The sequence below is a fragment of the Streptomyces sp. NPDC030809 genome, assembly GCF_055572195.1.
In genome coordinates, this window is the sequence record NZ_JBVIDV010000008.1 from 206,953 (window position 1) to 232,607 (window position 25,655).

Annotated in this window: 19 protein-coding genes and 1 pseudogene; 7 read left to right on the forward strand and 13 right to left on the reverse strand. The window is 71.7% G+C overall.

Translation table 11 applies throughout. The annotated features are described in order from the left end of the window. Positions 1-19: 19 nt before the first annotated feature. The 5 genes from ACZ407_RS13850 to ACZ407_RS13870 form a co-directional block, all read right to left on the reverse strand. Positions 20-586 (reverse strand): YrhB domain-containing protein, encoded by a 567-nt coding sequence (locus ACZ407_RS13850; RefSeq protein WP_468128263.1) that lies wholly within the window; start codon positions 584-586, stop codon positions 20-22. A 185-nt stretch (positions 587-771) separates the two neighbouring features. After that, positions 772-1,389: an RICIN domain-containing protein gene (locus tag ACZ407_RS13855; RefSeq protein ID WP_468128264.1), complete on the reverse strand. Its 618-nt coding sequence runs from the start codon at positions 1,387-1,389 to the stop codon at positions 772-774. Positions 1,390-1,901: 512 nt separating this feature from the next. Further along, complete coding sequence (locus ACZ407_RS13860) at positions 1,902-2,603, reverse strand: 2-phosphosulfolactate phosphatase (RefSeq protein ID WP_468128265.1); 702 nt, start codon at positions 2,601-2,603, stop codon at positions 1,902-1,904. Between the two features lie 363 nt (positions 2,604-2,966). After that, positions 2,967-7,121, reverse strand: coding sequence for an nSTAND1 domain-containing NTPase (locus ACZ407_RS13865; protein ID WP_468128266.1), 4,155 nt, complete (start codon positions 7,119-7,121; stop codon positions 2,967-2,969). A gap of 4 nt (positions 7,122-7,125) precedes the next feature. Then, a complete protein-coding gene (locus ACZ407_RS13870; protein ID WP_468128267.1) occupies positions 7,126-7,485 on the reverse strand; it encodes a CU044_2847 family protein in 360 nt (119 codons plus the stop codon). A gap of 1,600 nt (positions 7,486-9,085) precedes the next feature. On the opposite strand from ACZ407_RS13870, the gene ACZ407_RS13875 reads away from it, so the two are divergent. Further along, a complete protein-coding gene (locus tag ACZ407_RS13875) occupies positions 9,086-9,499 on the forward strand; it encodes a hypothetical protein (RefSeq protein ID WP_468128268.1) in 414 nt (137 codons plus the stop codon). 160 nt (positions 9,500-9,659) lie between these two features. Here the strand turns inward: ACZ407_RS13875 and ACZ407_RS13880 are convergent, their stop codons facing one another. Then, positions 9,660-11,882: a helix-turn-helix domain-containing protein gene (locus ACZ407_RS13880; RefSeq protein ID WP_468128269.1), complete on the reverse strand. Its 2,223-nt coding sequence runs from the start codon at positions 11,880-11,882 to the stop codon at positions 9,660-9,662. 496 nt (positions 11,883-12,378) lie between these two features. Here ACZ407_RS13880 and ACZ407_RS13885 point away from each other — a divergent pair. Both ACZ407_RS13885 and ACZ407_RS13890 read left to right on the forward strand, forming a co-directional pair. Further along, a pseudogene (locus tag ACZ407_RS13885) lies at positions 12,379-12,960 on the forward strand (NAD(P)H-dependent oxidoreductase); the annotation flags it as partial. Positions 12,961-13,285: 325 nt separating this feature from the next. After that, positions 13,286-13,570 (forward strand): hypothetical protein, encoded by a 285-nt coding sequence (locus tag ACZ407_RS13890; RefSeq protein WP_468128270.1) that lies wholly within the window; start codon positions 13,286-13,288, stop codon positions 13,568-13,570. Positions 13,571-13,631: 61 nt separating this feature from the next. On the opposite strand, the gene ACZ407_RS13895 is transcribed toward ACZ407_RS13890, so the two are convergent. Next, a complete protein-coding gene (locus tag ACZ407_RS13895) occupies positions 13,632-13,892 on the reverse strand; it encodes a hypothetical protein (protein WP_468128271.1) in 261 nt (86 codons plus the stop codon). Between the two features lie 351 nt (positions 13,893-14,243). Here ACZ407_RS13895 and ACZ407_RS13900 point away from each other — a divergent pair, with 351 nt between their 5' ends. Together ACZ407_RS13900 and ACZ407_RS13905 are read left to right on the forward strand one after the other, a co-directional pair. After that, positions 14,244-15,104, forward strand: a complete 861-nt coding sequence (locus tag ACZ407_RS13900; protein WP_468128272.1) for a maleylpyruvate isomerase N-terminal domain-containing protein — start codon at positions 14,244-14,246, stop codon at positions 15,102-15,104. A 125-nt stretch (positions 15,105-15,229) separates the two neighbouring features. Then, positions 15,230-15,433, forward strand: coding sequence for an EF-hand domain-containing protein (locus ACZ407_RS13905; protein ID WP_468128273.1), 204 nt, complete (start codon positions 15,230-15,232; stop codon positions 15,431-15,433). A gap of 214 nt (positions 15,434-15,647) precedes the next feature. On the opposite strand, the gene ACZ407_RS13910 is transcribed toward ACZ407_RS13905, so the two are convergent. Together ACZ407_RS13910 and ACZ407_RS13915 are read right to left on the reverse strand one after the other, a co-directional pair. Then, positions 15,648-16,910: a M23 family metallopeptidase gene (locus ACZ407_RS13910; protein ID WP_468128274.1), complete on the reverse strand. Its 1,263-nt coding sequence runs from the start codon at positions 16,908-16,910 to the stop codon at positions 15,648-15,650. A gap of 680 nt (positions 16,911-17,590) precedes the next feature. Beyond that, the gene (locus ACZ407_RS13915; protein WP_468128275.1) at positions 17,591-18,529 is read right to left on the reverse strand and encodes an AraC family transcriptional regulator; all 939 of its coding nucleotides are present in this window, start codon (positions 18,527-18,529) and stop codon (positions 17,591-17,593) included. An 89-nt stretch (positions 18,530-18,618) separates the two neighbouring features. Here ACZ407_RS13915 and ACZ407_RS13920 point away from each other — a divergent pair, with 89 nt between their 5' ends. After that, positions 18,619-19,548, forward strand: coding sequence for an NADP-dependent oxidoreductase (locus ACZ407_RS13920; RefSeq protein WP_468128276.1), 930 nt, complete (start codon positions 18,619-18,621; stop codon positions 19,546-19,548). A gap of 130 nt (positions 19,549-19,678) precedes the next feature. Here the strand turns inward: ACZ407_RS13920 and ACZ407_RS13925 are convergent, their stop codons facing one another. From ACZ407_RS13925 to ACZ407_RS13940, 4 genes are all read right to left on the reverse strand, one after another. Beyond that, positions 19,679-20,038: a peptidoglycan-binding domain-containing protein gene (locus ACZ407_RS13925; protein ID WP_468128277.1), complete on the reverse strand. Its 360-nt coding sequence runs from the start codon at positions 20,036-20,038 to the stop codon at positions 19,679-19,681. A gap of 44 nt (positions 20,039-20,082) precedes the next feature. After that, positions 20,083-20,574 (reverse strand): peptidoglycan-binding domain-containing protein, encoded by a 492-nt coding sequence (locus tag ACZ407_RS13930; protein WP_468128278.1) that lies wholly within the window; start codon positions 20,572-20,574, stop codon positions 20,083-20,085. Between the two features lie 14 nt (positions 20,575-20,588). Further along, positions 20,589-20,984 carry a peptidoglycan-binding domain-containing protein gene (locus ACZ407_RS13935; RefSeq protein ID WP_468128279.1) on the reverse strand — a complete coding sequence of 132 codons (396 nt, stop codon included), beginning with the start codon at positions 20,982-20,984 and terminating at the stop codon, positions 20,589-20,591. 170 nt (positions 20,985-21,154) lie between these two features. After that, positions 21,155-24,067, reverse strand: coding sequence for an AfsR/SARP family transcriptional regulator (locus ACZ407_RS13940; protein ID WP_468128280.1), 2,913 nt, complete (start codon positions 24,065-24,067; stop codon positions 21,155-21,157). A gap of 498 nt (positions 24,068-24,565) precedes the next feature. Between ACZ407_RS13940 and ACZ407_RS13945 the strand changes: the two genes are divergently transcribed. Then, positions 24,566-25,636, forward strand: coding sequence for a peptidoglycan recognition protein family protein (locus ACZ407_RS13945; protein ID WP_468128281.1), 1,071 nt, complete (start codon positions 24,566-24,568; stop codon positions 25,634-25,636). The last annotated feature ends 19 nt before the right edge of the window (positions 25,637-25,655 follow it).

A 25,655-nucleotide genomic window follows, 5' to 3' on the forward strand; every position in this document is an offset into this window, starting at 1 on the left:
GGGTTCGACGCGTCGCAACTCAGAAGTCGGCATCAACGCCGCAGGTACGTACGGTCAGTACACGGTCGACGGGTTTCACCAGCTCGCGGCGAGCAACGGCCAGGAGCTCTGCCGGCACTTCCCCTTCGAGGAGGCCGGTGACATAGGCGAGGGCACGTGTCGGGGACAACTCGGGCACCTTCCGGCGGAGGACACGGACGGCGGCCATGCGCCCGCCCGCTGCTTCAGTTGCCGTCCGTAGCTCGTCGTGGAGATCATCCATCGCAGTGCGTACCGGCAGTCCTCGGATACGGCCCCGGTAGTCGTCTTCCCATGCCCCCTCGATCTCGGAGACGGCTCCGACCGAGTGGAGCCCTCCGTCGGCGCGGTCGACCAGATACGGACCGTGTCCCACCAGCAACGCGGCTGCGTTGCGCGTTCGCGCATACTCCTCGGATTGGACGTAGACCTTCCAGACCAGCTCGTGCTCGACCACGCCGACGATCACGCTGCGCCGGAACTGCTCGGCCCCGGGGGCGACCCCCGCCTGATGGCCACGCGACAGGTGTTCCTCAACGATGCGTATCGCGTCATCCCGTTCGATCACAACGCCAGCATCCCCCGTACGCCAGCCCGCCACCAGCGGATTTCCCCTCCTCGAGCACCCTCAACTGCAGGGGTGCCCAGAACGCATCTGTGCCGGTCCATCACGACATATCGGCGGCCGCGCACCAGTGCCATGCCATTTCAGGTCCTTGATCCCCGTGGCGGGGTCTGCGGCAAGGCTAGTGGTCAAAGATTGGCCGTCGGCCTCTCGAAGCGCCACAGCTGGTTGGTGGCGGGTTCACGTCCGTTTCCGAGACCCGCGACGACCACCGGTGCGGCGTGGGCCTGGCTGCGGTTGAGGACGTCCAGCACCATCCCGGTGTGGTCCGAGACGATCGCGGCACTGTTGCCGATATGGGGCACCCGCCCGAGGGGCCCGTTCACCAGTGGCCTCCTTCCCTGCGCGGGCGCGAACCACCACACCTGATTGCTGCCGCCCGAGCAATTGGCCTGCACCACCGGGGCACCGTGCTTTCGGCTGGCATGCGCAACGTCCAGGCACAGGTTGGAGTGCCTGGCCTGGATCTTGAATCGCACCCCGTCGCCTTGCGGCACAAGGCGCCACTGTTGGTTGTGGCCGCTCCAACAACGGGCCTGCACGACCGGGGCGGCGTGCGCCGTGCTGGCGTGGGCTACGTCCAAGCACATGTTGGAATGCCTGGCCTTGATGAGGAAGAAGCCCTGGCCGACTGGAGTCGCCGGCGCCGCCGCCTCGGCCGTACTCGCCAGGCTGGGCAAGATGCAAGCGGCCGCGAAACCAAAGCAGGCTGCGACCCGCGACATCCTTCGCATGGTGTGGGACATGGCGCTTCACCTCAAGCCGGTTGGCGCCCGCCGCACCAGCCATGGACGAGGGCCGACGAGCGTTCAAGCGTGAACGGTTGGAACACGGCCTGTCCTCGGAACCCCGCCCGGCGTCGGCATGGCAGCCATCTGTGCCGACTGGGGTCATGGCTCTCACGAGACCGTGACCGCAGACACTTCTCAGGTTATGCCGTGCCCCAGCCCACCACGACAGGACTGAACCGAATCGCGCGCTTGCGCCCTCCGACGCCAAGGCCTGTTCTTCATCGACCTGGCCCTCCCCGGACGCCTGGCACCTGCCGGCCGAGGCCGCCGACGGCAGCGGCGAGGCCACCTTGTCATCCTCGCGGACGACCGCGGCTCCTGGGCCGCCGTCGCATACGCGACACCGCCGACACCCTGTCCCCGGCCTCTGCCGGAGTCTGGCGATACGCCCCCCGCCCGCCGCACCCTTTCCGGGCCCCACACGCCGGGCGCACCCCTGTCTGGTGACAGTCGGACGTCACCAGCGGTCAAACGGGCGCATCTTCGGTCAGCGACGGTACGGCGCACGGACGGAGGACCATGAGCGAGCCTTCCAAAGCGGCCGCCATGGCGAAGGGGAACCGGTCGAGCTCAAGGCAGAGCGCAACGTCATCGGGATGTACTCCTTGACGCACGCCCTCCGTCAGCTCGGCGGCGGCGCGGGACTCGGCAGCGCGACGCAGGAACTCTGCAGCATCCGTCTCCGCCTCGGTGGCCCTCCGAGCGATGTACTGGGCACACGCCAGATCCTCGTCGGCCTGCCCGTCTTCCCCCGTGACCACGAAGGTGACACCGTCACTGCTGCATGTCCGCAAGAGCCGGGCCGTTGCCTCTGCCACCACGAAGCCGGCGCACAGCACCAGCGACGCGTCCTTGACCGCGAGGGCGCCGACCGTCCCTGCCGTCGTCTTCTGCACGACGGTCCGTCCGCTGAGGTCAACAGACCGCAGCAGACCTGGCGAGTTGACCATGTCGAAGCCGGGCGCGTGCGGACCGTCTTTGAGCGCAGCCCAATCCGGATGGCGAGCCTTGAGGGCCAGGGCCTCGTCCAGCGACTCGGCAAGAACGATCTTCTCCGCCCCTTGGCCGAAGGCCCAGGCAGCCACGGTGAAAGCACGCATGACGTCGACCACCACCGCCACGGACGGGGCTTCGACCAGATCGGCAATGCCGAGGAAACGAGTGTCCATTCCGGTCATGCTCGCGCATGCCCGACCCGAGGGGCCCGCAGAGTGGTGCGCATCACGGCGATGATCGCGGAACGGGCGGGCGTCTGCCGGGCGGGGTGGGCCCAGGACTGCTCCTTGAGCACCGGACCATGCGTGAAAGATGTACCAAGCAAGATATTCCTTGCGGGAATTGTCTTCGAGTGCGTTGCCGTCTGCCGCGTATGCGGCTACGTGCATGCAAGCCGGATCCTCACCGGGGGCCTGTATGCACTCCGGCTGCATACAACCCCGACATCGGGATGCCTCAGGCTTGCGCATCGGGCTGCCCACTGCCTGCGAGAGACACGGTGAAGCCGAACCGCGTGCCCGGCCACCTCGGCCCCCTCAGCCGGACGGGCAGACCGCACCACCGGCCCGGCCCGCCAGGTAGGCGGTGCGTTCCTCGGGGGTGAGGTCGCGTTTGATGGCCCGGCAGATCTTCTCGACCGCGGCGGCGGGGGCGGGGAGCACGGTGTTCCAGAGCCGCGCGGTCTTGTCGAGGCTGCCGCTCGCGAGGGTCCGGCCGTCGGGGCTGAAGGCCACCGACTCGACCGCGTTGGAGTGGCCGATGAGGGTGGTGCGGGTCTTTCCGGAGCCGACGTCCCACACGCGTACGGTGGTGTCGGTGCTGCCGCTGGCCACGGACTGCCCGTCGGGGCTGAACTCGACCGAGTTCACCGCGTCGGCGTGCCCGATCAGGGTGGTGCGGGTCTTGCGGGCCGCGAGGTTCCACAGCCGAACGGTGCGGTCGAAGCTGCCCGACGCCAGCGTGTTCCCGTCGGGGCTGAACGCCACCGACGTCACGCGGTCGCTGTGCTCGTCCAGGGTGGTGAGGCTCTTCTCGCTCGCGACGTCCCACAGCTTCACGGTGCGGTCGAGACCGCCGGTGGCGAGGGTCTTGCCGTCGGGGCTGAACGCCATGGACGTCACCGCGTTGATGTGCTCGTCCAGAACGCCTCGCATGCTGCGGGTCCGCAGGTCCCACAACTGCACGGTTCCGTCCGAGGTGCCGACGGCAAGAGTGCCCCCGTCGGGACTGAACGCCACGGTGTTCGCCTGCTGAGTGTGCGTGTCCAGGGTGGCGACGATCTTTCTGCTGCCCACGTCCCACACCCGAACGCGCGGGTCGACGAGACTGCCGGTGGCGAGGGTGTGGCCGTCGGGGCTGAAAGCCGTGGAGATCACCGAGGGGCCGTGCTGGTCGAGCCGGGTGCGGGGCTTTCCGGTGGCCGGGTTCCACAGCCGCACCGTCCCGTCGGGGCTGCCGGTGGCAAGCATCCGCCCGTCGCGGCTGTACTCCACGGACAGTACGCCGGTGGTGTGCCCGGTCAGCGTGCTGCGGTCGGTCACCTCCCACAAGCGGACGCTGTGGTCGAGACTCCCGGAAGCAAGGCTGCGCCCGTCGGGGCTGAACGCCACCGAGGTCACCTCGTTGGAGTGCCCGAACAGGGTGGCGCGCTCCGTACCCGTCTCCACGTCCCACAGTTTCACGCTGTGGCCGTCGGCGGTGGCGAGGGTGCGCCCGTCGGGGCTGAACGACATCGAGGCGGCATCCCCGTCCATGGTGGTGCGAAGAGTTCCGCCTCCGGCTCCCAGGTTCCACAGGCTCATCGTCCCGTCGCCGTTGCTGCTGGCGAGGGTACGCCTGTCGGGACTGAACGCCACCGCCGACACCGCCCCCCGCTGTTCGGGCAGAGCGGAACGGGCCTTGCCCGTGGCCGGGTTCCAGAAGCGCACGGTTCCGTCGTAGCTGCCGCTGGCGAGGGCGCCTCCGTCGGGGCTGAACGCCAGTGAGGTCACGTTGTCGCCGTGCTCGTCGAGGAGGAAGAGGGGTTTGCCGGCCGCATTCCACAGCCGTACGGTGTCGTCGACGCCGCCGGTGGCGATCATGTGCCCGTCGGGACTGAAGACCACCGCGTGAACCTGTTCGCTGTGCCCGGTCAGCACGGCGGTCTGTTTCCGGGTGGCCACATCCCACAGACCCACATCCGACTCGCCGCTGTTGGTGGCGAGGGTCTTCCCGTCGGGGCTGTAGGCCAGGGCGATCGCGGCGGTGGCCACATCCAGGGTGGCCTCCGGTCTACCGGTGCCCACGTCCCACAGCCGTACGGTCCCGTCGGTGCCGCCACTGGCCAGGGTGCGCCCGTCGGGACTGAACGCCACCGCGTACACCTCGCTTTCGTGGCCTGACAAGCGGTGGTGCAGCGGGAGGGCGGCAGCGTTCTGCAGGCTCTCCCGGGCTTCGGCCGAAGGGCTGGTCCGGTAGGCCTGGACGGCCAGCAACGAGGCCAGTTCGGGGTTCGCCGTGATGAGCGCGTTCGACTCGGAGGCGAGCTGCCGGGACTGGGCGGCCTCGCGTGCCCTGACCGCCGTCCGCCACTGCCACAGCGCGCCGCCCGCGGCGACCAGGGCCACTGCGAGCAGGGCCGCCAGGACGGTGTTGAGGCGCCTGCTGCGGCGGATGGCGGCCTGCTGCCGGCTCTTGCTCGCCTCCAGGAAGGCTGCGATGTCGCCCGGCAGGGCCCGCTGCTGCGCCCAGTCGAGGCCCTCGGCCAGGGCCGTTCCGCCGAGCAGGTCTCCCGGGTCGTTCTTCTCGGCCCAGCGGGCGCGCCGTTCCCGGGTCCGGTCCAGCCAGCTCTGGAAGCGGTGGTCCTGGCTCACCCATTCGCGCAGCGTGCCCCAGTCGCGGATGAGCGCGTCGTGGATCAGTTCGGCGACCGGCTGCCCGGGTTCGGCGGTCGGCTGCCCCGCCTCCGGGCCGGGGTGTTCGGGGGCGCGGAGCGTCTGGGTGGTGATGATCCGCTGGCTCGTGAGGGCGGTGATGACCTCGTCGAAGGTGCCGTCGCCGTCGGGTGTCCCACCGGGCCCGGCGGCCAGCTCGCGCAGTTCGTCGAGGGGCAGCTGCGCGCGGATGGCGGGAATGCGGAGCTCGGGGTCGTCGGGACGGACCAGGGAGGTCAGGACGCGCTGGGCGACGGGCCGTTGGGCGGGCGTCAGCCGCCTCAGCACGGTGTCGCACCAGTTGGTCAGGCTTCCGGTGACCGCGCCGATGCGCCGGTACGCGTCGTGGGTGAGGAATCCGTCCTCGCGCCGCTCCCACAGCTGTTTGAGTGCCAGTTCCAGCAGCGGCAGCACGGTGACCGGTGCCCGGCGGGCCGTGGCGCCCTCCGGGGCGGTGGCCAGGACGTCGGCGACGATCTGCTCGGGCAGGCCGGGCTGGAAGCGCAGCCCCACGTCCTCGGCGGGCCGGATGACGATGTCGAGCAGGTCCTGCCGGCTCAACGTGCCCGGCACGTTGAGGAGCCCCGGCATGGCGGCCTCCAGCAGGGCGGGGGTCACCGCGGCCAACTGCGGGTAGAAGTCGTCGCGCATGATCAGGACCACGTGCAGTGCCGCGGCGGATTCGACGGCCGCCGTGATCTGGTGCGCGATCTCCGCGCGGCGGTCCGGCCCGTCGGCGGGCCGGGAGAGGAGCTCTTCGAACTGGTCGACGACCAGGACGATGAGCCGGTCGGCGGGTTCCGCCGCGAGCCGGCGGGTGACGGCCCCGGCGATGCCCTCGGAGGCGGCCCCGGCCAGCCCGGCCCGTTCGAGTTCGGCGGGCAGGTCCTGCCGCGGGCGGGCGAGGACGGGCAGCCACCGGTCGCTGCCCGGCAGCTCCCCGTCGGCCAGTGCGCGCAGCACACCGGCCTGGATCAGCGACGACTTCCCCGAGCCGGACGGTCCGAGGAGGAGGGTCAGGCGGTGCGGCCCGGCGAGTCCGGCCAGCACCTGCTGGACGGCGTCCCGCCTGCCTTCGAACCACCGGGCGTGTTCGGCGGTGAACACCTCCAGGCCCCGGTACGGGCACACGTCCCGCGCGGCCAGGTCCGGCCGGATCTCCCGGAGGACCTCCGTCGGCGTCACATAGGCGATGCCCTGCCCCCGCTCGTACGTGTCGGGGGCGGTGATCTCGGTGACCATGCCGATGACCAGGCCGGTCATGTCGTCCAGGACCGGACCGCCGCTGAAACCGGTGGTCAGGTCGTTGGCGCCGGTCAGCTGGAGGTGCACGCCCCCGCCCGCGGTGGCGGGCAGCAGGTCGCCGGCCACGGCATAGCCGTGGTGGCCGCCCGCCTGCGCTTGCGCGGGGAAGCCGTACGAGCGCACCCCGTGCCCCCGGCAGCCGGCCGCCGAGCCCAGTGGCAGCACCTGCGCCCCCGCGGGCGCGGCGTCAAGCCGTACGACGGCCACGTCCTCGGCCTCCGGCGCCCGCCAGGACTCGTGCAGGACCTCGCCTTCGGCGCCGGGCGCACCCGCGACGTGCGGGAACACCAGCCGCACCCGGCCGCCGGGCGTACCCCCCGCGGCCTCCACGACGTGTGCACAGGTGACCAGGACACCGTCGGCCACCAGGAAACCTGCGCCGGCCACGTTCCCGTCCGGTCCGAGGACCTGCGCGATGGCGGGCGGCAGATCCGGCGTGTGCCCGGCGGCCGGTCCGCTGTCGGTGTCGTCCATCGGATCAGCCCAGCCCTTCATGCGCGTCCGGCGGCCCCGGATCGGCACGGCGCTGCTTCTGCCAGGTGACGGTCACCGTCAAGTGGCAGTGGGCCCCGGTCCGGGTGATCACCGCGCCGGCCTCCACCGCGAGATCGAGGCCGAACTCCACCGCGATCTCGTCGGGGCCGGCCTTGCGCAGCTGCTCCAGCGTGGCGTGCATGGCCGCGGTGACCGGGCCCAGCGCCTCCTGAAGGCTCCCCGGCAGGTCCTGCACGGTCTCCTTGAGGCGGCCCGCCTTCACCGGCCCCTCCGTGACGCTGGGTGGGGCCTCGACCAGCAGCCAGCCCCCGCCGTCCAGGGGAATCCGTGCCAGAGGTGCCACCGTGCCTCCTGTGCCGGCCCGGCGGAAGGCGCCCCGTCCCTGATGCACCGGACGCGCGCCGGGGGTGGGACCCTGCGGCGCGTGGGCGGGCGGGGCCCGTAGCCGGAGTCCGTGCGGTCACCGCCAGCATCACCGCGTTCGGCCCGGCCCGCACCGCGTGCCGGGCCGAACGGATGAGGGGGTCCGACCGGGTGCGGCGTGGCGATCGGTGGCCGGGGTGAAGCCGGGCCTGCCGCGGACAGGCCCGAGGGACCCCGAGTGCCCGCCCGGCAGGGTCCGGGGCGGCCGAGTTCGTGATGTTGCCCCACGACGTGACGTTGCGCCCTGGTCGGTTACGGCCGGATGGGGAAGCCCGTGCGCCCTGGGCGGGGGATGCCGCCCTCCTCGTGGAGAAGCCCCTGTGCGCGCCGGGGGACATGCCCCACGCAAGCGGTGCCCTGGCCGGGCACCGGGGCCGGGGGCGGTGGGTGAGAACTACCACTCCTCACAGGATGGGTACGACGGGCACCCCGGGCTTCGGCCTCGACGTCCGCTACACCACCGCGCAGGGTCTGGACGCGGCCCTGGCCGCCTCGGTCGCGGGCCGCATCAGCCACCCGCTCGGCCCGCACGCCCGACGCCGGCGGCCGCTGCCCGTCGAGGACCGGAGCCGCCGCCGGGCGGGCTCCATACGCCGCCCCAGCAGGAGCCGAACGCACACGCCCGCGATGGCGCGGGGACCGGTCGTGTCCTCCCTGCACTGCCGCTCGCGGGCACCGGCCTCGGGCTCGAACTCCATGCGCGTGGCCCGATCGCCGAGGGTGCGGCACCGGCGGGTGAGGGCGCCGGGGCCGACGGCCTGCCGCAGCAGCAGCCCGGCAGCGGTCCCGCCCACCTCGCGGAGGGCGGCCCGGCACGGTTCGCCCACCGGAGCCACCCCGGCCAGGTGTGCGGCCGCAGACCGCACCCCCCCGGACGCAGCACCCCGCCCCCGGCATCGTGCAGTGGTTCCCCCCCGGTCGACACCACCGTCGCGCCGGCGGCCCCGCCCCGCCCGTACTTTTGCGGGTGGAACTGCCTGGGACGGCACCCCTCCACCGTGATCGACTGTGTCTGCCGCCGGGGCGCTGCCCCTGCACGGGCGGACCACCCCACCGCCTGTGCACAGCGCCCCGGCCCGGCCCCTTCGGCGGTCCGGGAAGGAAGAGCGGGAAATCCCGAGCAGAGCAAAAGGTAAGGGCCAGCATGAAGCGGAAGATCACTGCGCGGGCCGGCGCCCTGGTGAGGGCCGGCGGTGTCGTCATCGCGGCCGTGGCCGCGGCCACCGGCCCGGCGTCCGGTGGGATCGCGGACACTCCGTTTCCGCCCCCACCCCGCACGGGACTGTGGTCTTCGGCTGCCGGCTCTCCGGTTCCGGCCTCGCCGCCCCGCTCGACGAGTCGGCCGGCGGTCGGCGCACGCCCCGCGCCCAGGCGGTGCGGAGGTCCCCACACACCGTCGGTATTCCAGCGACACCGATCCGGCAGGCTCCACAGGGGGAAGCCGGCGGGCGGCCGGAAAGTCTGCTGTCAGCACCGCGTCACTGCCCGGACGGGCGGTCGCACGTACGAAAGAGAGAGTCATGCTTGTCCGTAAGCTCAAGGCGGCCGTGATCGCGGCCACCGCGGTCGCGAGTGTCGCGGTGATGGCCACGCCGGCGCAGGCGAGTTACTGCTCGCGCGGAGGCGGCGTCTACTTCTGCGAGTACGGGGTGACCAGCTACCCGCTGCCCAACGGCACGACGCAGGAGTTCGTCGTCGGCACCGACCGTGCGGTGTGGACCCGCTGGACCGACAGCGACGGGGACTGGTCGCGATGGATGTCCATGGGCGGCAAGGCGTACAGCAAGGTGTACGTCCACGACTACGACACGAGCGACCCGTGGTCCTTCCGGGCCTTCTATTGGGACCAGGCCGGCGAGTACTGGGGCCGCAACCGCGACCACAACGGCAACTGGTCCCAGTGGCTCCACTACGACACCCCGCTCAACGGCTGATCACCGCGTGCCCGGCCGCAGTGCCCCCTCGCTGCGACCGGCACCACCTCGGCCCGTACGACGGCCCCGCGAACGGAAAGCGCTCGCGGGGCCGTCGTCGTACTGCCTGCCGGTGACCCGTCCCGACCTGCGTTCCCGGCGCGCATGCCGGCGACCGGCGTCACGTCCGCGTGGTGAGCCGCGCAACTGCCGCGTCGTGGCGTGCCTGGAGTTCCTCGTCCGCCGCGACCTTCAGCAGGACGCCGAGTGCCCGTACTGCGCCGTCCTCGTAGCCGGAGGACTCCGCCTCCCGGGCCGCGAGGTCGAGTTGCGCGATGCCCTCGGCTTCGTGGCCGAGGGCGTGCAGCGCCTCTCCCCTCACCATGAGCAGCAGTATCCGGGGGACGTCGGCCGTTCCGGACCGGTCGTCGAAGGCCAGTGCCTCGGTCGCCGTGTCGAGGGCCTCGCGCCATTTCCCCGCGTCGGCCCAATGACGGGCCAAGTGCTGCAGGGCCAGCCTCTCGATGGTCCGGTCGTCGGCCTCGCGGGCCAGTTCCACCGCCCGCTCGCACCCCTGCGCCGCCTCGTCCGAACCGCCGAGTGCCGCCTGTGCCATGGCCAGCACGAGCAGGGCATTCGCCTCGGCCACCGGGTCGCCTGCCGCGGAGGCGAGCGCGGACGCCGCCCTGAGGTGGGTCAGCGCCTCTTCGATGCGCCCTTCCTCGATCAGCACCCAGCCGAGCACGTTCAGCACCCGTGCCTCGCCGTGCTGATCGGCGTCGGCCCGAGCCGCCTCGAGTCCGGTCTCCAGGAGCGGGACCCAGCCGTCCCGTACCCGCCACACGATCAGCGGCCACAGCGTCAGCACGATCCGCCAGGTCCTGCCGTGCAGCCCCGCGGCCTGCGCCGCAGCCACCGCCCGCGTGAGGTCATCCCGCTCCGCCGCGTACCAGGCCACGGCAGCGGAACGATCGCCGAATTCCCGGACGGCAGCCGGCGGCAGGTGGTCCGCCGGCAGCGGGAAGCACGCCTCGTTGCCGGGTTCCGCCGCCGCGACGGCCGCGAGACCCGTGGCGATGTAGTGGTCGAGCACGCGCGTGAGCACTCCTGGCGCGGCATCCAGGCTCCGTGCGTAGAGCCGCACGAGGTCGTGCAGGGTCCATCGGCCGGGCGCCGTCTCCGTGACCAGGTGCGCGGCGGCCAGCTCCTCCAGGGCGGCTTCGGCGGCCGCCGGGGTCGTACCCGCCAGGGCTGCCGCCGCATACCGGTCCACGTGCGTACCGGGGTGGAGGCCGAGGTGGGCGAACTGCCGGGAGACGTCCTGCGGCAGCTGCTGCAGCGTCAGTCGCAGCGCCGCCTGCACGCCGGTGTCCTCCACCTCCAGCAGGCTCAGCCTGCGCGCCTCGTCGGACAGCTCGGCAGCCATCGCGTCCAGGGACAGGCCGGGGCGCTGCGTCAGCCGGGCAGCCACCACCCGCAGCGCCAGCGGAAGCCCGTCGCACAGCTCTGCGAGCCGTCGCGCAGCCGCCGGCTCTGCGGCCACGCGTTCCGTGCCGAGCACCGCGGCGAGGAGCATGGTGCCGTCCTGCCGGCCGAACACGTCCACCGCAACGGGCCGGGCGTCGTCGGTGACGATCAGCCCCGGCAGCCGGTGTCTGCTCGTCACGACGGTCACGCAGCGGCGACCCCCTGGAAGGAGCGGCCTGACCCGCCCGGAGTCCCGCGCGTTGTCGAGCACGACGAGGAGCCGGCGGTCGGCGGCGAGCGAGCGGAACAGTGCAGCCGCGGTGTTCTCCGACTCCGGTATCCGTTCGCGCGGCACACCGAGCGCGGGCAGGAACTCCCGCAGCACCTCCATGAGCGTGGGCTCGCCCGCGTCGGCGAAGCCGCGCAGGTCGGCGTAGAGCCGCCCGTCGGGAAAGGCTGCACGGTTGAGGTGGGCCCAGTGCAGCGCAAGGGCCGTCTTCCCGACCCCGGCGGGCCCGACGGCCAGACAGACGGGCGCCTCGCCTTCGGCGGCGCGGGTCAGGGCGTCGAGTTGCGCCGTTCGTCCGTAGAACCCACGCGGTGCACGCGGCAGCAGATCCGGCGCAGCGATCTGCTCGACCGCGTCCGGTACGACCGCCGGTGGTGGTACGTCCACCGTGCGGGCCTTCCGCGGACGGCCCAGGCTCGCGGTGCGTTCCAGCTCCCGGGCGCCGGCCCCGTCCAGGCGAAGGGCGCCGGCCAGTGCCTGCACGGTGCGGCGCTGCGGCCCCCGCGAGTGTCCGCGCTCCATGTACGACAGCGCCCGCACGCTCACCCCCGCCGCGTGTGCCAGCTCCTCCTGGCTCAGCCCGGCCTCCGTCCGCAGACGGTGCAGGAGCGTGCCGAAGTCGCCGGTGCCGGGTGTACCGGTGTGCATGTCTGCGTGTCCCCTGGTGTGGTGCGGTCGTCGCGGTCGTCGCGGCCGGCCGGAACGCCACAATCCGCCTGCAAAAGTATGCACGACCTACTTTTGCAGGTGACCGCGAGGTTCCTTCCCGGCGCAGGGCGCGGGCGCCTGCGTAGCCCCGAGCCGTGTCGCCACGGGAGGACGCCAGCGCGTCGCGCAAGAGGTTCAGCCAGGTGTACAGGGGGACCGCGGCGGTCAGGGTGTGCTCGGCGTGCCGGCGCAGGACCGCCGACAGTCCCGGCTGGGCGTGCGGGGCGGGCGCCGTCAGATCTGAGACGAGAAAGGTGATCGAGCTGGCCGGAGCTTCGAACTCGATGTTCCTGGTGCCGCAGAGCTCGATCATGTTGCCGTGCCGGCGGGGTGCCTTGGTGGCGAGGGAGACCTTGAGCGGGACGAGGTCCCGGGCCGCTGCTTCGGAGAGGCGCCGTCGGTACAGCGCGAGTCCGAACGCACGGATCGCGCAGGCCGCCGCGCGGCCGCCCGGCTCGAGGCCGCCGGGTACCGCATCGACCTGCTCGACCTGCACGCCGCGGGGTTCGACCCGCGGATCAACGCGGAGGACCAGCCGGACTGGGGCAACCGGGAGAAGCCGTACTCGGACGAGACGCACGCCCACATGCGGCGGATCCTCGACGCCGATGCCGTCGTCGCCGTCTTCCCGGTGTACTGGCAGAGCGTGCCTGCCGTCCTCAAGGGATGGATCGACCGGGTAGGGAACTACGGCTTCGCCTACGGCCGCAGCAAGCCCCGCCTGGCGGGCAAGCGCATGCTGTGGCTGGCCCTGGCCGGCGCCACGGCCGACGACCCCCTCGCCGAGTCGATGCAGTCCGTCCTCGAGGCCAACCTGAGCGAGGGCATCGCCTACTCCTGCGGCTTCTCCCGCTCCACCGTAGGACTGCTCCTGGACGCGGAGGAGCGGCCGCAGCGTATCGACGCCGAGGGCAACCTGCTGGTCGGCGAAGCGGTCGCCGGCGCCGAACGGCAGGCGCAGTACGCCGACTTCGACCGCCGGGCACGGAAGTTCGTGGGGGAGTTCCTCGCGGACGAAAGCGCCCCGCCGCTGCCTGAGGGGCACGGGCTCCGCACGCAGCACGACGGGCTGTCTCGCCCCGGCGCGCGCTGTGGACTGTTTGCGGTAACGACAATCGTTTCTGCGGTGAACATGCAGTCGACCTGGGAGCGGGAGTGCGGGAGGGCGCGCCGGCTGGGGTTGGGTGGAGGTGTGGCCGCGCCGGGTGTGCGCGACCTGCTGTCCGTTCCGGTTCGAGTGAAGGCAGATCCCTGTGTTGAAGAAGTCGTTCGTTGCCGCCGTAGCCGTCGCGATGCTGTTCGGGGGTGCAGGTCTGGCGCAAGCCGATGACGTGGTCCGGGTCGTGGAAGGCTCGGAGGTCACCATTCCGCCGGCTGCCGGCGGCTACCCGGGCCGGGCGGCGGCGGTGGCGGAGTGCCCGGCGGGCGAGACCCGGACGGGCGGCGGCGCGATCGTGACCGCGGGCAACTCCTATGCCGACCGCTACCACTTGACGGCGAGCGCGCCGATCAGCGGCGAACGCTGGTGGGCGTTCGCCACGAACTCCGACACCAGCAACGCGGGGACCCTGAAGGCGTACGCGATCTGCGCGAAGGTGGTCAAGCACCCCACCCTGACCACCCCCTGACCTGAAGCTCCCGTCCCGGTTCCGGACGTACGCCGGAGTACGTATGTCCGGAACCGTGGCTTCAGTGGAGGGCGCGGCTCGGCTCGGTGACCGCCAGGGCGTCCACCATGCGGTGCAGCTTGGCCCGTGCGCGCGTGACGTGGGCCAAGGGCACCTGGATCCGGACGGTCGCCCGGTCGGCGCCCGTCACCGCGTACGACATGGCCAGGACGGGGATGCTGCTCAGCGTGGCGGCGATCCGGCCCAGTGCTCCATGGCCGGCTCGGAGCGTCACGGTAAGGGTGCACGCCGTGTCGAAGGCGTCAAAGACATCGTCGTTCATGCCGACTGCTTCCTGTCCAGGTCTGCCGGGCCGGGTGGGGCCGCTGCGTCAAAGCCGTTGATGACAAACAAAAAGACCTCTCGCGGAATGCGAGAGGTCTGCGTGCGGGCGGTGAGCTGCCCGGAATGGTTTCTTCCAGGTCACCTCGGTGCCGGCACGCTGCCACTGGTAATGAGCTGGCGCTGCATACGCGGATACTCCCACAGCCCCTCGGCAGTGAGAAGGTCGTCTCAGGATCCGGACGGCGCGAGGGGGTCGGGCGTACGCCCGTGCGAATGGGACGATTCTCCGGCGCGCCCCGGCTACTCGGCGGTAATCTCTGGGGTCGTCTGCGTGCCAGGGGGGAATCGCATGGACAGTGCCGCGCAATTCGACGCCGTCGGTGAGCACGAAAACACCCGTGCCGCACTGGTCGCCACCATGAAGCGGCTCGTACGGCTCCTCGGCGACGTGCGGGACCCGGACGCGGCATCCGGCATTCCGGTGTGGTCGGTGGGTGACGTCGGCTCGCACCTCGCAGCCGTGTATCTCGCGTACTGCTCCGCCGCCACCGGCGACGGGGCCATGGACTGGAACGGCATCCTGCCCACGGGTGACGTCACGCTCGAAGAGCGGATCACGGCGGTGAACGCCGCGTCCGTCCGCCTCGTCGCCGGTGCGGACCGCGCCCGGCTGGGCGACTTCGTCACCGTGCGCGGCGAGACGTTTCTGCGGGCCACCTCCGGCCTCGCCCCGGACACCCCCGTCGCCGTGCCCTGGTTCGGGAAGGACGCGACGTTCACGCTGGCGACGCTGACCGGTCTGATGCTCAGTGAGAGCCTCCTGCACGGACGGGACATCGCGCGCGGAGCCGGCCTGCCGTGGAGCATCGCCCCGGATGAGGCGCGCCTGGTGATCGGCCAGACCATGCCCACGCTGATGCCGCTGACCCTGGACATGACGCGGGCACGGGGCGTCAGCCTCGCATTCGACCTCTCGATCGAGGGCGGTCCGCGGCTTGCGGTCCTCGTCGCCGACCAGAGGATGACGGTGATCCGGGACGCCGCGCCCCGCCGCTACGACTGCCGGATCACCGCGGCACCAGTCGCCTTCCTGCTGGTCTCCTACGGGCGTACTCCGCAGTGGAAGGCGGTCGCGCGCGGTCGGATACGGGCCGGCGGACGCAAGCCCTGGCTCGCCGCCCGCTTCGGTCGGCTCACCGCCAGTCCGTGACCCCGGACCCCACCGGCCCGAGCGGGCGGCAGCCCCGTGCCAGGCCGCGAGCGGGAGGTTGATCGTGTGGCAAGGTGGTGCGGCATGGGGGCCTTTGAGGCCTGTGAACGCGAGAGGGGTATGTCATGACCGAGGCCGAGCTCAGGGCGCTGTTCGCCGAGATCGACACCGACGGCGACGGGCGGATCAGCATCGTCGAACTGGCGCAGGGCTTCAAGGCCGAGGGCGCCCAGGGGCACCTCGCCGAAGAGGTCAAGAAGGCCATGGCGGCCGACGCGAACCACGACGGGGTCCTCGACTTCGAGGAGTTCCGCACCCTGTTGAAGTAGCAGCAGCCCCGACGCCGGACAGAGAAGCGGAGTTGCATCGCCGCCACTGCCCGCCTCGCATCCCCCGGGGGGTGCGGGACGGGCGGCTGCGGTCTCGCGGCTCTCCCGCCATACTTCACCCCCGGGGACGGTCGACGAGCCGGGCCGTCCGGCCCGGTCGCAGCAGGAAACCCCGCACCGTCAGGTCCGGGGCTTCCCGTTGGCAGCCCGGCCCTTACGAATCCGGGAAGTCGACGACGGCGAGGACGAGGGGCAGCTCATCGGTGCGGGACTGCGCCTCGGGCAGCCTGCCCTGCAGGAAGGTGCCGCTGAGGTAGTCGTCGCTGGCCAGCCACACCGGGTAGGGGATCTGGCCCTTGTAGGTGAAGCCGTCGATGACGTAGGGGACGGCGTCGGCCTCCAGCAGCGACGGGTCGTCCATCAGCTGGAAGTGCAGGTGGGGGGCGTTGGAGTTGCCGGTGTTGCCCAGATCCGCGATCTTCTGGCCCTTCTTGACGTGGTCCCCCGGCTTGACCAGCAGACTGCCCTTCATCAGATGCGCGTACATGGCCCAGAGGCCACCGCCGAGGTCCTGGATGATGTGGTTGCCGTCCACGTTCTTCACGGTCAGCTTCGGACCGAGAACGGGGTCGTTGGCGGGCAGGATGCCGGGGGTGCCTGCCTCGACCGTGTCGAGCGTCGAGCTCACCGTGCCGTCGGCGACCGCGTAGACCGCCTGGCCGTAGTCGGCGTAGCTCTCGTTCTTCGTCTTGTCGCCGCTGTAGAACGTGCCCTCGTCGGTGAGTTTCATCCAGTCGATGGCGAAGCGCTGGGAGTTGTCCAGCTTGCCGTTCAGCGAGTTGAGCGAGGGACGGTGCGCTCCGCCGGTGCCGCAGCAGCCGTTCGCGGCGACCCAGTCGTCCCCCCTGAGCGGGGGCGCGATGACCCGCGGCTTGCCGGAGGAGATGTCGAACGGCGCGGCGAAGTAGTCGATCGGGCTCGGCGTGGTGGCCGGGGGCACGGCCTGTCCGGTGAGGAACAGCCGGTGCATGACCTCGGCGGGGGCCTTGTCCGGCGAGTCGAAGGCCAGGTCCACCATCAGGGCCCGGGACTGGCCGGGGGGCATGACGGTGTCGGTGGCGTTCGACGAGGGCAGCGTCCGCAGCAGGTTGCAGGCTCCGTACTTGCAGGCGGGATCCACCAGTTGGCGGCTGGAGAGGGTCGCGACCACGGTGTCGGGGTGTTCGGCGTCGACCACCTGCACCTCGGTGAGCGTGGCCGGCAGCCGCGAGGCGTTGGTCAACTGCAGGTCGTAGGAGACGTGGTACTTGCGGTCGCTGCCCGGCCAGGGGAACGTCGGACCGCTGATCGGGGTCACGACCACGGGGCTGAAGCTGTCCGGCACGGTCACTGCGGCCCGTGCGCCGGCGGGTGCGTCCTGACCGCCGGGGTCCGAGGACGCTGCCTCCGCCGACGTACCTCCCGCGACGAGCAGCACCGCGACCAGGGTCGCGGACAGCGCCCTCGGACGCGTCCGCCGCCGTCCCGGCCGCGACCGCGCCCGTCGTCCCGGGCGCGCAGCTCGCGACGCAGACCGCTTGGTGATCCCGTTCGAGTCCGGACGGGAGCGTTGAAGGTCCATCACTCCACCTCGCGCGGTGAGCAGGGCCGACGTGCTTGCGCACATGCCTGTCGAACACGCACACAGGACGGACGGTCCGGGCGTCTGGTTTCGGTGCCTGGCGGTTTCCCATGGAGTGAGCAGCGCCCCCATGCGCATGGAGCGCCGCGCCGCCGCGCTTGTGCAGGCCTGCCTGACCATTTCTCTCACTCCCGATCAATCCTGGCACGACCCCGATACGGGTGCCAGCGGTGCGGTGCCCGTACGGAAAACCGGCGCGCGGCCTGCTGCGCCGCGAACGGGGCCGGAGCACTTCCAGGACGCCTCCTGGTGGGGGGATTCGGGGGCGCTTGCCCGGTTGTGGACGCCGTTGGGAGTCACCGGTGGCGTCTGGCGAATGACGGTGAAGTCGTGGCTGTGGCATGTCCCGTCCCATTTCGGGGCAGTGCCCGGGGCCGGGCTGGCGCACGGTCAGGGATGGCGTCGGCCGAGAGCCGGCGTACACGGGAACGTGCCCAAGCGCGTACGACTGAATGTGCTCAGGTGTGGCCGCTCTGTCAGCCCTTCCGGCGGTAGGTTCCGGGCGGGGCGCCGTGCGCGCGTTTGAATGCGTGGGCGAACGCATACTCGGACGTGTAGCCCACTTGGGCGGCGACCGATCTCAGCGGTGCGTCCGTTGGCTTGAGCAGTCGTGCTGCGGTGGTCATCCGCCACCAGGTCAGGTAGGCCAGGGGTGGCCGGCCGACCAGCCGGGCGAAGCGCTTGGCGAAGGGTGCCCGGGAGAGCCCGGCTTGCGCGGCGAGCTCCGCCACGGTCCACGGTGCCGCCGGGTCGCGGTGGATGGCGTGGAGAGCGGCGGTGACCGGGGGGTCGTTCAGCGCGGCGGCCCATCCGGTGGTGTGGCCGCCGCTCAGGGGCCGTTCGTCGAACCAGATCCGCAGGATGTAGAGCAGGAGTGTGTCCAGGAGTGCGGGGGCGGCCGCGTCCGTGCCCAGGCGGGGGGTCTCCAGCTCGGCGGCGAGCAGCTTCACCGCCAAGCCCAACTCGGGACGGCGGCCCGGGTGCGCGGGCAGGTGGATCAGATCCGGGAGGGACAGCAACAGCGGGTGGGCGCGGGACGGATCGAGCTGATAGGCCCCGCAGAGCAATACGGTGACCGGACCGCCGTCTCCGCTCCTGTCGACGCTGTCCGATGCGTAGACCTCGTACGGTTGCGGGTCGTCGGGGCCGCAGGCGGGGGCCGCCACCGGGGTATCGGGGCTGTCGGCCAGGATGTGCCCTTTGCCGTGCGGCAGGAACACCACGTCTCCCGTGCCAAGGCGGACGGGTTCGGCGTCCGCGGACAGGAGCCAGCAGGAGCCCTGCAGGACCACCTGGAAGCCTGCCGACCCTGGTACGGAGGAGAACTCCTGTCCCCACGGGGCATGCCATCGCACATACGCCGACCGGGGTCGACCGGTCCGCGTCACCGCGACCACATCGCTCAGTACGTCCATGCCCCGAGCGTAGAGCGCGAGACGATCGCGTATGAATGGGGAAGTCTTTACGCATGGCTCGTCCTCGTCTTCCCTCGTAGTTTCACGGCATGACGACGATGAAGACCGCACGCATCCACGAGTTCGGCGATGCCTCCGTGATCCACTACGACGATGTTCCGCGTCCGCGCCCCGATTCCGGTGAAGTACTCATCCGCGTCGCCGCCAGCTCGTTCAATCCCACCGAGGCTGCGCTGCGTGCCGGACTGCTGCAGGCGTTCCTCCCCGTGGACTTGCCCTACGCGCTCGGCTGGGACGTCGCCGGGACAGTGGCCGAGATCGGCGCAGGAGCGGAAGGGTTCGCCGTGGGCGACCGTGTCATCGGACGGCTCGACGGCGGTGCGGCTGCCGAATACGTCCGGGCGCCCGCCGCCGTGCTGACCGCGGCACCGAAATCCATCCCGCTCGCTCACACCGCAGCGCTTCCTGTCGCCGGCCTGACGGCGTGGCAGGCGGTGTTCGAGCACGGAAGGACGGCACCGGGCCAGCGGGTGCTGGTCAACGGGGCGGGTGGCGGCGTCGGGGGCTTCGTCACGCAGCTTGCCAAGTACGCGGGGGCCGAGGTGATCGCCACGGCCGGCCCCCGAAGTACCGAGACGGTCCTGCGACAGGGGGCGGACCACGTCATCGACTACACCGCCCGACCGGTGAGCACCGCGCTCGACGGCCCGGTGGACCTTCTGCTCAATCTGGTGCCGTTGAGCCCGCAGGACGCTGCGGCTCTGGCTCCTTTGGTGCGGCGGGGAGGGCGGATCGTGTCGATCGCAACCCCGATCGAGCCTCCTCTCGAAGCCGGCGTGAGCGCGACGCACATGGTCGCCCGCAACGATGTGGCGGACCTGAGGGCACTTGTGGACCTCGTCAACGCGGGTACGGTCAGCGTCGACATCAGTTCCTCGCGTCCCCTGCCCGAACTCGCCAACGTCCACCGTCTCAGCCAAGGGGGCCGGATCCGTGGCAAGGTCCTCATCATCCCGTGAGTCCGGGTGGCCGGACCCGGAATCCGAGTCCCGCAGACGCACGGCCGCTGAATACGTTCCCCTCCTCCGTACGTGACTGGGCACGTTCACGTGTACGCCGTGTCCGGCCGCTCGGCGGTCGGAGGTCGGGTCAGCCTTCTGCGGCGGGGATGAGGTACCCCCAGGTCATGATGCCGACGATGCCGTCAGGGCCGCCGGTCTCCCGTGGGTACTTCGACTGGAACCGCAGCACGGCGGCCTCCGTTTTGGGGCCGAAGTCGCCGTCGATGAAGGTCGGGGCCTCCGCGGAGTCGACGAACGCGGTCCGCACCAGTGCCCACTGCAGGGCCCGTACGCAGTCGCCGCGGGAGCCCCTGGCGAGGTCCACGGCCGGGACGGGCCAGCCGTTGGACGCCCAGCGCGTACCGACCTGGTTCCGGCACGCCTCCAGGTAGCCGGTCTGGGCCGACGCCTGCGGGGCGGCGAACCCCGTGGCCATGAGGAGCGTCACGCCCAAGACTGCTGCCGCTCCGGCCGCCGCACGCCTGGGGGCGCTCATTCCGGCCAGTAGACGTCGGCGACGAGGCTTTGCCAGGTGTTGCGGCCGACGACGCCGTCCGCACCGCCCCGGACACCTCTCGCGCGTTGGTAGGTGACGACCGCCTGGTAGGTCTTGGTGCCGAAGGAACCGTCGATGAAGCCGGTCCGGTCCTCGTCGCGGACCGCTCCGACCGCCAGCAGGAGTTCCTGGACCTCCCGGACGCACACGCCGGACGAGCCCTTCGCGAGGACGACCGTGGGAATCTCCATGCCCAGGTACACCTCCGAGCCGTAGGCGTTCTTGCATGCCTGCATTTCGTTGGACCAGCTCGCCTGGGCGGGGGCGGAGGCCAGGCCGCCGAGGAGGGCCGCGGCGGTCGCGACGACGGCGCCGGCCCAGAACGTTCGGGACCGCGTGCGGGTGCGAGTGTGCGTGTGGGGTGCCTTGCTCGTCGTGTTCGTGCTGTCCGGCATGTACGTCCTCGTCTTCCTCTTCGCTTTCGTCATGTGCGCCATGGCGGTCAGTCCGTGGTCTGGGAGACGAGCGCCTCCCAGGTCCTGGGACCGACGATGCCGTCCACGACCAGGCCGTTGCGGTGCTGGAACTCCCTGACGTAGCGGTCGGTCTTCGTACCGAAGACGCCGTCGACGAAGGGCCAGTCCTCGGGGGCGATGCCCACGGCCGAGGCGACGTCGGACTGCAGCTCGCGCACGCACACGCCCGTCGAGCCGTACTGGAAGTTGCGGGCGGGAATGATCCAGCCGCTGGGCATCCTGCGGATGCCGACGCTGTCGTGGCAGGCTTCGCGGTATTCCTCGCTTGCCGTGGCGGCGGGGGCCGTGGCCAGTAGGGTGCCGGCGGTGGCCACGGCGAGCGCGAGGGCTGTCAGGGGCTTGGTGGGGCGGGACGAGGGCATGGAGTGTGTCTCCTGTCGTGGGAGCGATGGGGACGACTCTGCCGACCGCCGTCAACGGCTCACCAACGGCATGGCAACGGCGGTCCGTTCGCGGATGCCTCGCTCGCCCCCGGCCCGGCCCGGCCCGGCCCGGCCCGGCCCGCCCCGCCCCTGCCCGGCCCGCGTCCCGGTCAGGGATCCAGCAGCCGGCGCAGCTCGGGAAGCACGTCGGCGTCGGTGCCCTCCAGGGCGGACAGCGCGCCGTGCCACAGGGCGCGGGCGCCCACCGGGTCCGCCAGGGCCGTGCGGACGTGGCCGTGCTCGTACGCGACGAGGGCGAGGGCGTACGTGTCGCCGCGCAGCGCCGCGTCGGCGGCCAGCCGTTCGCACACGTCGTCCGCCCGGGCGGGGAGGTCCAGGAGGCGTAGGGCCTTCGCCTTGCCCAGTCGTGCTTCGCGTTCGGCGTTCCAGTGCGCGGCCCCGGGTTCCGTGACGGCCAAGGCCTCCTCGAACCTGCTCAGGGCGGCGGACGGTTCGCCGAGTGCGAGGTGGACGAGTCCTACGTTGCACAGGGCCATCTGGTGCAGGACCGGGATGCCGGCCTCCTTCGCGATGTCTGCGGCCCGCAGGTGGTAGTCGAGCGCCGACCGGGGGTCGGTGAGTTCGGCGACGTGCCCCTGGTGTCCCAGCATGAGGCACTCGTGGTGGGGCGACAGGGCGGCTGGGCGCAGTTCGAGGCATACGGCCAGGGCGGCGCGGGCTTCGTCCGCACGCCCGAGGATCTTGAGCAGGGACGCTTGATTGCCCAGGTGCAGCATCCTGTTGAGGTCGTCGCCGAGGCGCAGGCTCAGCTGTGCGGCTTCGCCGAGCAGGCGCAAGGCCACGCGGAGCTGGCCTGCGGAGTAGTGGGCGGCGGCCAGTTGGAACAGTGCCTGGCCTTCGGCGGTCGCGTCGCCCGAGGCTCGGGTGAGGTCGACGGCGTGGCGGGTCAGGCGCATCAGGTCGTGGAACCTTCCGCGGTCCTGGAGATACGGGAAGAGGCCGTTGACGAGTTCCAAGGTCGTCCCCGCGTCGAGGCACCGGCCCTCGGTGCCCTGGGAGGCGAGGAACAGCAGGTTCGCCGCTTCGCTCTCCACCCAGGCCGTGACGGAGGCGGCGTCGCTGAGGCCCGGGTGGGTGCGGCGGGCGGCGAGCGGCGCGGGCTTGAACCGGGGGCGGAGGGCCTCCGCGCACAGGGTGGCGCCGTCGACGTACCAATGCAGGGCGCGTTCGGCGGCCGCCGCGCCCTTCGCCTGGAGGTCCGGTCCTCGGGCGATCTCCCGCGCGAAGTCGCGGACCAGGTCGTGCGGGGTGTGGTGTCCGTTCGCCCCCTCCTGGAGGAGGGCGATGTCCGCCAGTCGTTCCAGTGCGTGCTCGGCGCGCTGCTCGCAGGTGTCCATGGCCCACGCCATCATCGGGGCGGGGTACTCGGGGAGGTCGAGCGCTCCGATCAGGGTGAGGGCGGTGGCGGCGTCGTCGTCCTGCTCCTCCCCGGAGGCCAGCAGCCCGTCGTAGGCGGCCCGGAGCAGCCTGCGGACGCTGAGGTCTTCGAGTTCCAGGTGGTCGAGCCGGTCCTCGGGCTGGGCCAGGCGATCCGCCAGGCGAGCCACGGTGAGTGTCCGGCGGGTCCGCAGCCGGGCGGCGGCCACCCGCAGCGCGAGGGGCAGGTGGCCGCAGAGGGTGACGAGGCGGGCGACCCCGGCCCGGTCGGCCTCGGTCCAGGTCCGGCCGGAGGCGCGTTCGAGCAGAAGGGCGCCGTCCGAGGGGGGCAGCGGGTCGAGGGCGAGGTGGACGGCGGGGTCGAGGGTGGCCAGGGTGGTGCGGCTGGTGAGCAGGACCAGGCAGCCCGCGCCGGCGGGCAGCAGCGGCAGTACCTGGGACACCGATGCGGCGTCGTCGAGTACGAGCAGGGTGCGGGTGGGTGCCAGCGTCGACCGGAGGAGGGCGGTGGCGGCGGACGTCTGCGACGGTATGCGGCGTGTGTCCGCACCGAGTCCGAGCAGGAGCCGGGTGACGGCCTCGCCGGGATCCACCGGGGGTACGCCCGGGGTCGCGCCGTGCAGGTCGAGGTAGAGCTGGCCGTCGGGGAACGAGTCGCGCAGCCGGTCGGCGAGGTGCAGGGCCAGGCCCGATTTGCCGACGCCCGCCATGCCGCTGATCACCACCAGGGCGGCCTGCGTGCGGGGGATTTCGAGGGCCGCGTGCACCCGGTCGATCTGCTCGGTCCTGCCGACGAAGGTGGCGGGCGGTGCCGGGAGTTGCGCGACGGACTTCGGTGGGGCGGCCTGTCGGGCCTGCGGCGGTCCGGGGTGCGGCGGTCCGGCCGTACCCTCGCCGAGCCGGAGCACCTCCTGATGGGCGTCCTGCACGGCAGGCGACGGCTCGACCCCGAGCTCGTCGACCAGGGTCCGGCGCAGGGCGCGGAACACGTCGAGGGCTTCAGCCTGGCGGCCGGTACGGGCCAGGACCAGCATGAGCCGGCGGTGCAGTGACTCGCGGAAAGGGTGCTCCGCGACCAGCGCGCGGAGCTCGGCCGCCGCCCCGTCGAGGCGGTCGAGGTACAGCAGTGCCTCGAAGCGGTGGTCGAGTGCGTCCAGGCGCTGTTCGTGGAGGCGGGCGACGGACGGGTGGCCGGCCGAGCCGGGTACGTCCGCGAGCGCTGCACCGCGCCACAGGGCCAGGGCGGCCGAGGTCTCGCGGTCGACCGCCTCCCAGTCGCCGTCGGCCAGGGCGGTCCGGGCCAGGCGCATCCGGCGGTCGAAGTCCTCGCTGTCCAGCTCGCCTGCCTCAACGCGCAGTTCGACACCGTCGTGTCGTGAACGCATGCGGTCGGTGTGGGGCGCCAGGGCCTTGCGGGCGCGCGCGATGTGATTGAACAGGGAGGCGGTCGCCGTCGGTGGGGGATCGTCACCCCAGAGGGCGGAAACGAGGGTGTCGTGGTGCACGGGCCGGTTCGGTTCGAGCAGCAGGGCGGCGAGCAGCGCACGGGACTTCGGTGCGCTGATGCACAGGGGGGCGCCGCTGTCGTCGTGGATCGACAGCGGGCCCAGAACACCGAATCTCATGCGTACCCCCGATCGCATGCCGATACCAGGTCGAACATCCGGTCGATCGCCTGGTCGGCATTCCATCGTCGGCTGTTCCGTACGCCTGGAGCAAGATCGATTATGAGAAAACATCGGAGCATTCCGGACGACGCCCCCGTGTCCGGATCGTGGTGGCGGCTCCCTCTTCCGGCCTTGCCCGTCCGTCCGCCCGGCCGGTTGGTGCCGTGTTGGTGGCCTGTTGCTGCCGGTCGGGAGAGTGGGCGGCGAGCACCCGGCCAGGTCGACCGCACGTCACCTGCATCGCGTGCCCTGCCCATCCGCCCTCGGAAAAGAGGAAGGCGCCCGGACACGCTGTCCGCGGGCCACCCGACCTTCCCTGGACTCCCCAACTCCGCGGCCCTCGCGGCCGTCGCCTGACACGAGTCGAGCCGCCACGGCCCGGACACGTCCACGCCATCGCCGAACGGCGAGCGGCTGCACCGACCCGTGCCGAATCCACCTGAGGACAACCCCACCATGACCCCGGTCAACGAACCGACCCCCGGCCGTCGCTCCCTGCTCACCGCAGGCCTCGCCCTCGGCGCCGCCGCCGCGCTCCCCCTGTGGGGAAGCGGCCGTGCCCTGGCCGTGTCGGTCCCCGCCATCGCGGACACCACCGCCTGGGGAGCCCGGCCACCGAGCACCCCCGTGCGGATCCTGCCGACCCCGCCGCAAAAGATCATCGTGCATCACACCGCCACGGCCAACGTCACCGACTATTCGCAGGCACAGGCCTTCCAGCTGGCCCGCTCCATGCAGAACTGGGCGATGGACCGGCACTGGATCGACACCGGCCAGCACTTCACCGTCTCCCGCGGCGCCCACGTCCTGGAGGGCCGGCACGGCAGCCTGGCCGCGCTCCAGAGCGGCACCCGCACCGTCGAGTCCGCGCACTGCAGCGGGCAGAACACCGTCGCCATCGGCATCGAGAACGAGGGCACGTACACCACGGTGGACCCGCGGAGCGAGCAGTACGCCGCGCTGGTCGAGCTCTGCGCGCACCTCTGCCGCCAGTACGGGCTGCGCGCCTACCAGGTCTACGGCCACCGGGACTTCAACGCCACCCAGTGCCCCGGCGACCGCCTGTACGCGATGCTCCCGCAGCTGCGGCGGGACATCGCGGCCCGTGTCGGCGGAAACCCGACGGCACCCGTCTGGCCGCTGCTGCGCAACGGCGACACCGGCGACCGGGTCCGCGCGCTGCAGCACCTCCTCGTCCGCCGCGGCGCCGCGATCACCGCCGACGGGAGTTTCGGACCCGCCACCGAACAGGCCGTCCGGGACTTCCAGACCCTCGTGACCGCGACCTCCGACGGTTACGCAGGCAACCAGACCTGGCACCAACTGGTCGTGCCCGTACGCCAGGGCGACTCCGGCGAGGCCGTCAAGGCCGTGCAGCTCCTGCTCACGGCCAAGGGGGTCCCGACCGGCGTCGACGGCGCCTACGGCCCCGGAACCCAGGCGTCGGTCACCAGCTTCCAGAACACGACGGGGCTGCCCGCCGACGGTCTGGTCGACGCCCGCACCTTCAGCCGCCTGCTCGGCTGAACCCCCCTTCCCCACCCAG

What these genes read in the sequence shown, in the direction of transcription:
- ACZ407_RS13880 (WP_468128269.1), bottom strand. Translation starts at nt 11,882, where the DNA reads ATGCACACCGGTACACCCGGCACCGGCGACTTCGGCACGCTCCTGCAC.
- ACZ407_RS13865 (WP_468128266.1), bottom strand. Translation starts at nt 7,121, where the DNA reads ATGGACGACACCGACAGCGGACCGGCCGCCGGGCACACGCCGGATCTG.
- ACZ407_RS13895 (WP_468128271.1), bottom strand. Translation starts at nt 13,892, where the DNA reads ATGAACGACGATGTCTTTGACGCCTTCGACACGGCGTGCACCCTTACC.
- ACZ407_RS13915 (WP_468128275.1), bottom strand. Translation starts at nt 18,529, where the DNA reads ATGGACGTACTGAGCGATGTGGTCGCGGTGACGCGGACCGGTCGACCC.
- ACZ407_RS13855 (WP_468128264.1), bottom strand. Translation starts at nt 1,389, where the DNA reads ATGTCCCACACCATGCGAAGGATGTCGCGGGTCGCAGCCTGCTTTGGT.
- ACZ407_RS13875 (WP_468128268.1), top strand. Translation starts at nt 9,086, where the DNA reads ATGCTTGTCCGTAAGCTCAAGGCGGCCGTGATCGCGGCCACCGCGGTC.
- ACZ407_RS13930 (WP_468128278.1), bottom strand. Translation starts at nt 20,574, where the DNA reads ATGACGAAAGCGAAGAGGAAGACGAGGACGTACATGCCGGACAGCACG.
- ACZ407_RS13905 (WP_468128273.1), top strand. Translation starts at nt 15,230, where the DNA reads ATGACCGAGGCCGAGCTCAGGGCGCTGTTCGCCGAGATCGACACCGAC.
- ACZ407_RS13940 (WP_468128280.1), bottom strand. Translation starts at nt 24,067, where the DNA reads ATGAGATTCGGTGTTCTGGGCCCGCTGTCGATCCACGACGACAGCGGC.
- ACZ407_RS13935 (WP_468128279.1), bottom strand. Translation starts at nt 20,984, where the DNA reads ATGCCCTCGTCCCGCCCCACCAAGCCCCTGACAGCCCTCGCGCTCGCC.
- ACZ407_RS13900 (WP_468128272.1), top strand. Translation starts at nt 14,244, where the DNA reads ATGGACAGTGCCGCGCAATTCGACGCCGTCGGTGAGCACGAAAACACC.
- ACZ407_RS13920 (WP_468128276.1), top strand. Translation starts at nt 18,619, where the DNA reads ATGACGACGATGAAGACCGCACGCATCCACGAGTTCGGCGATGCCTCC.
- ACZ407_RS13945 (WP_468128281.1), top strand. Translation starts at nt 24,566, where the DNA reads ATGACCCCGGTCAACGAACCGACCCCCGGCCGTCGCTCCCTGCTCACC.
- ACZ407_RS13860 (WP_468128265.1), bottom strand. Translation starts at nt 2,603, where the DNA reads ATGGACACTCGTTTCCTCGGCATTGCCGATCTGGTCGAAGCCCCGTCC.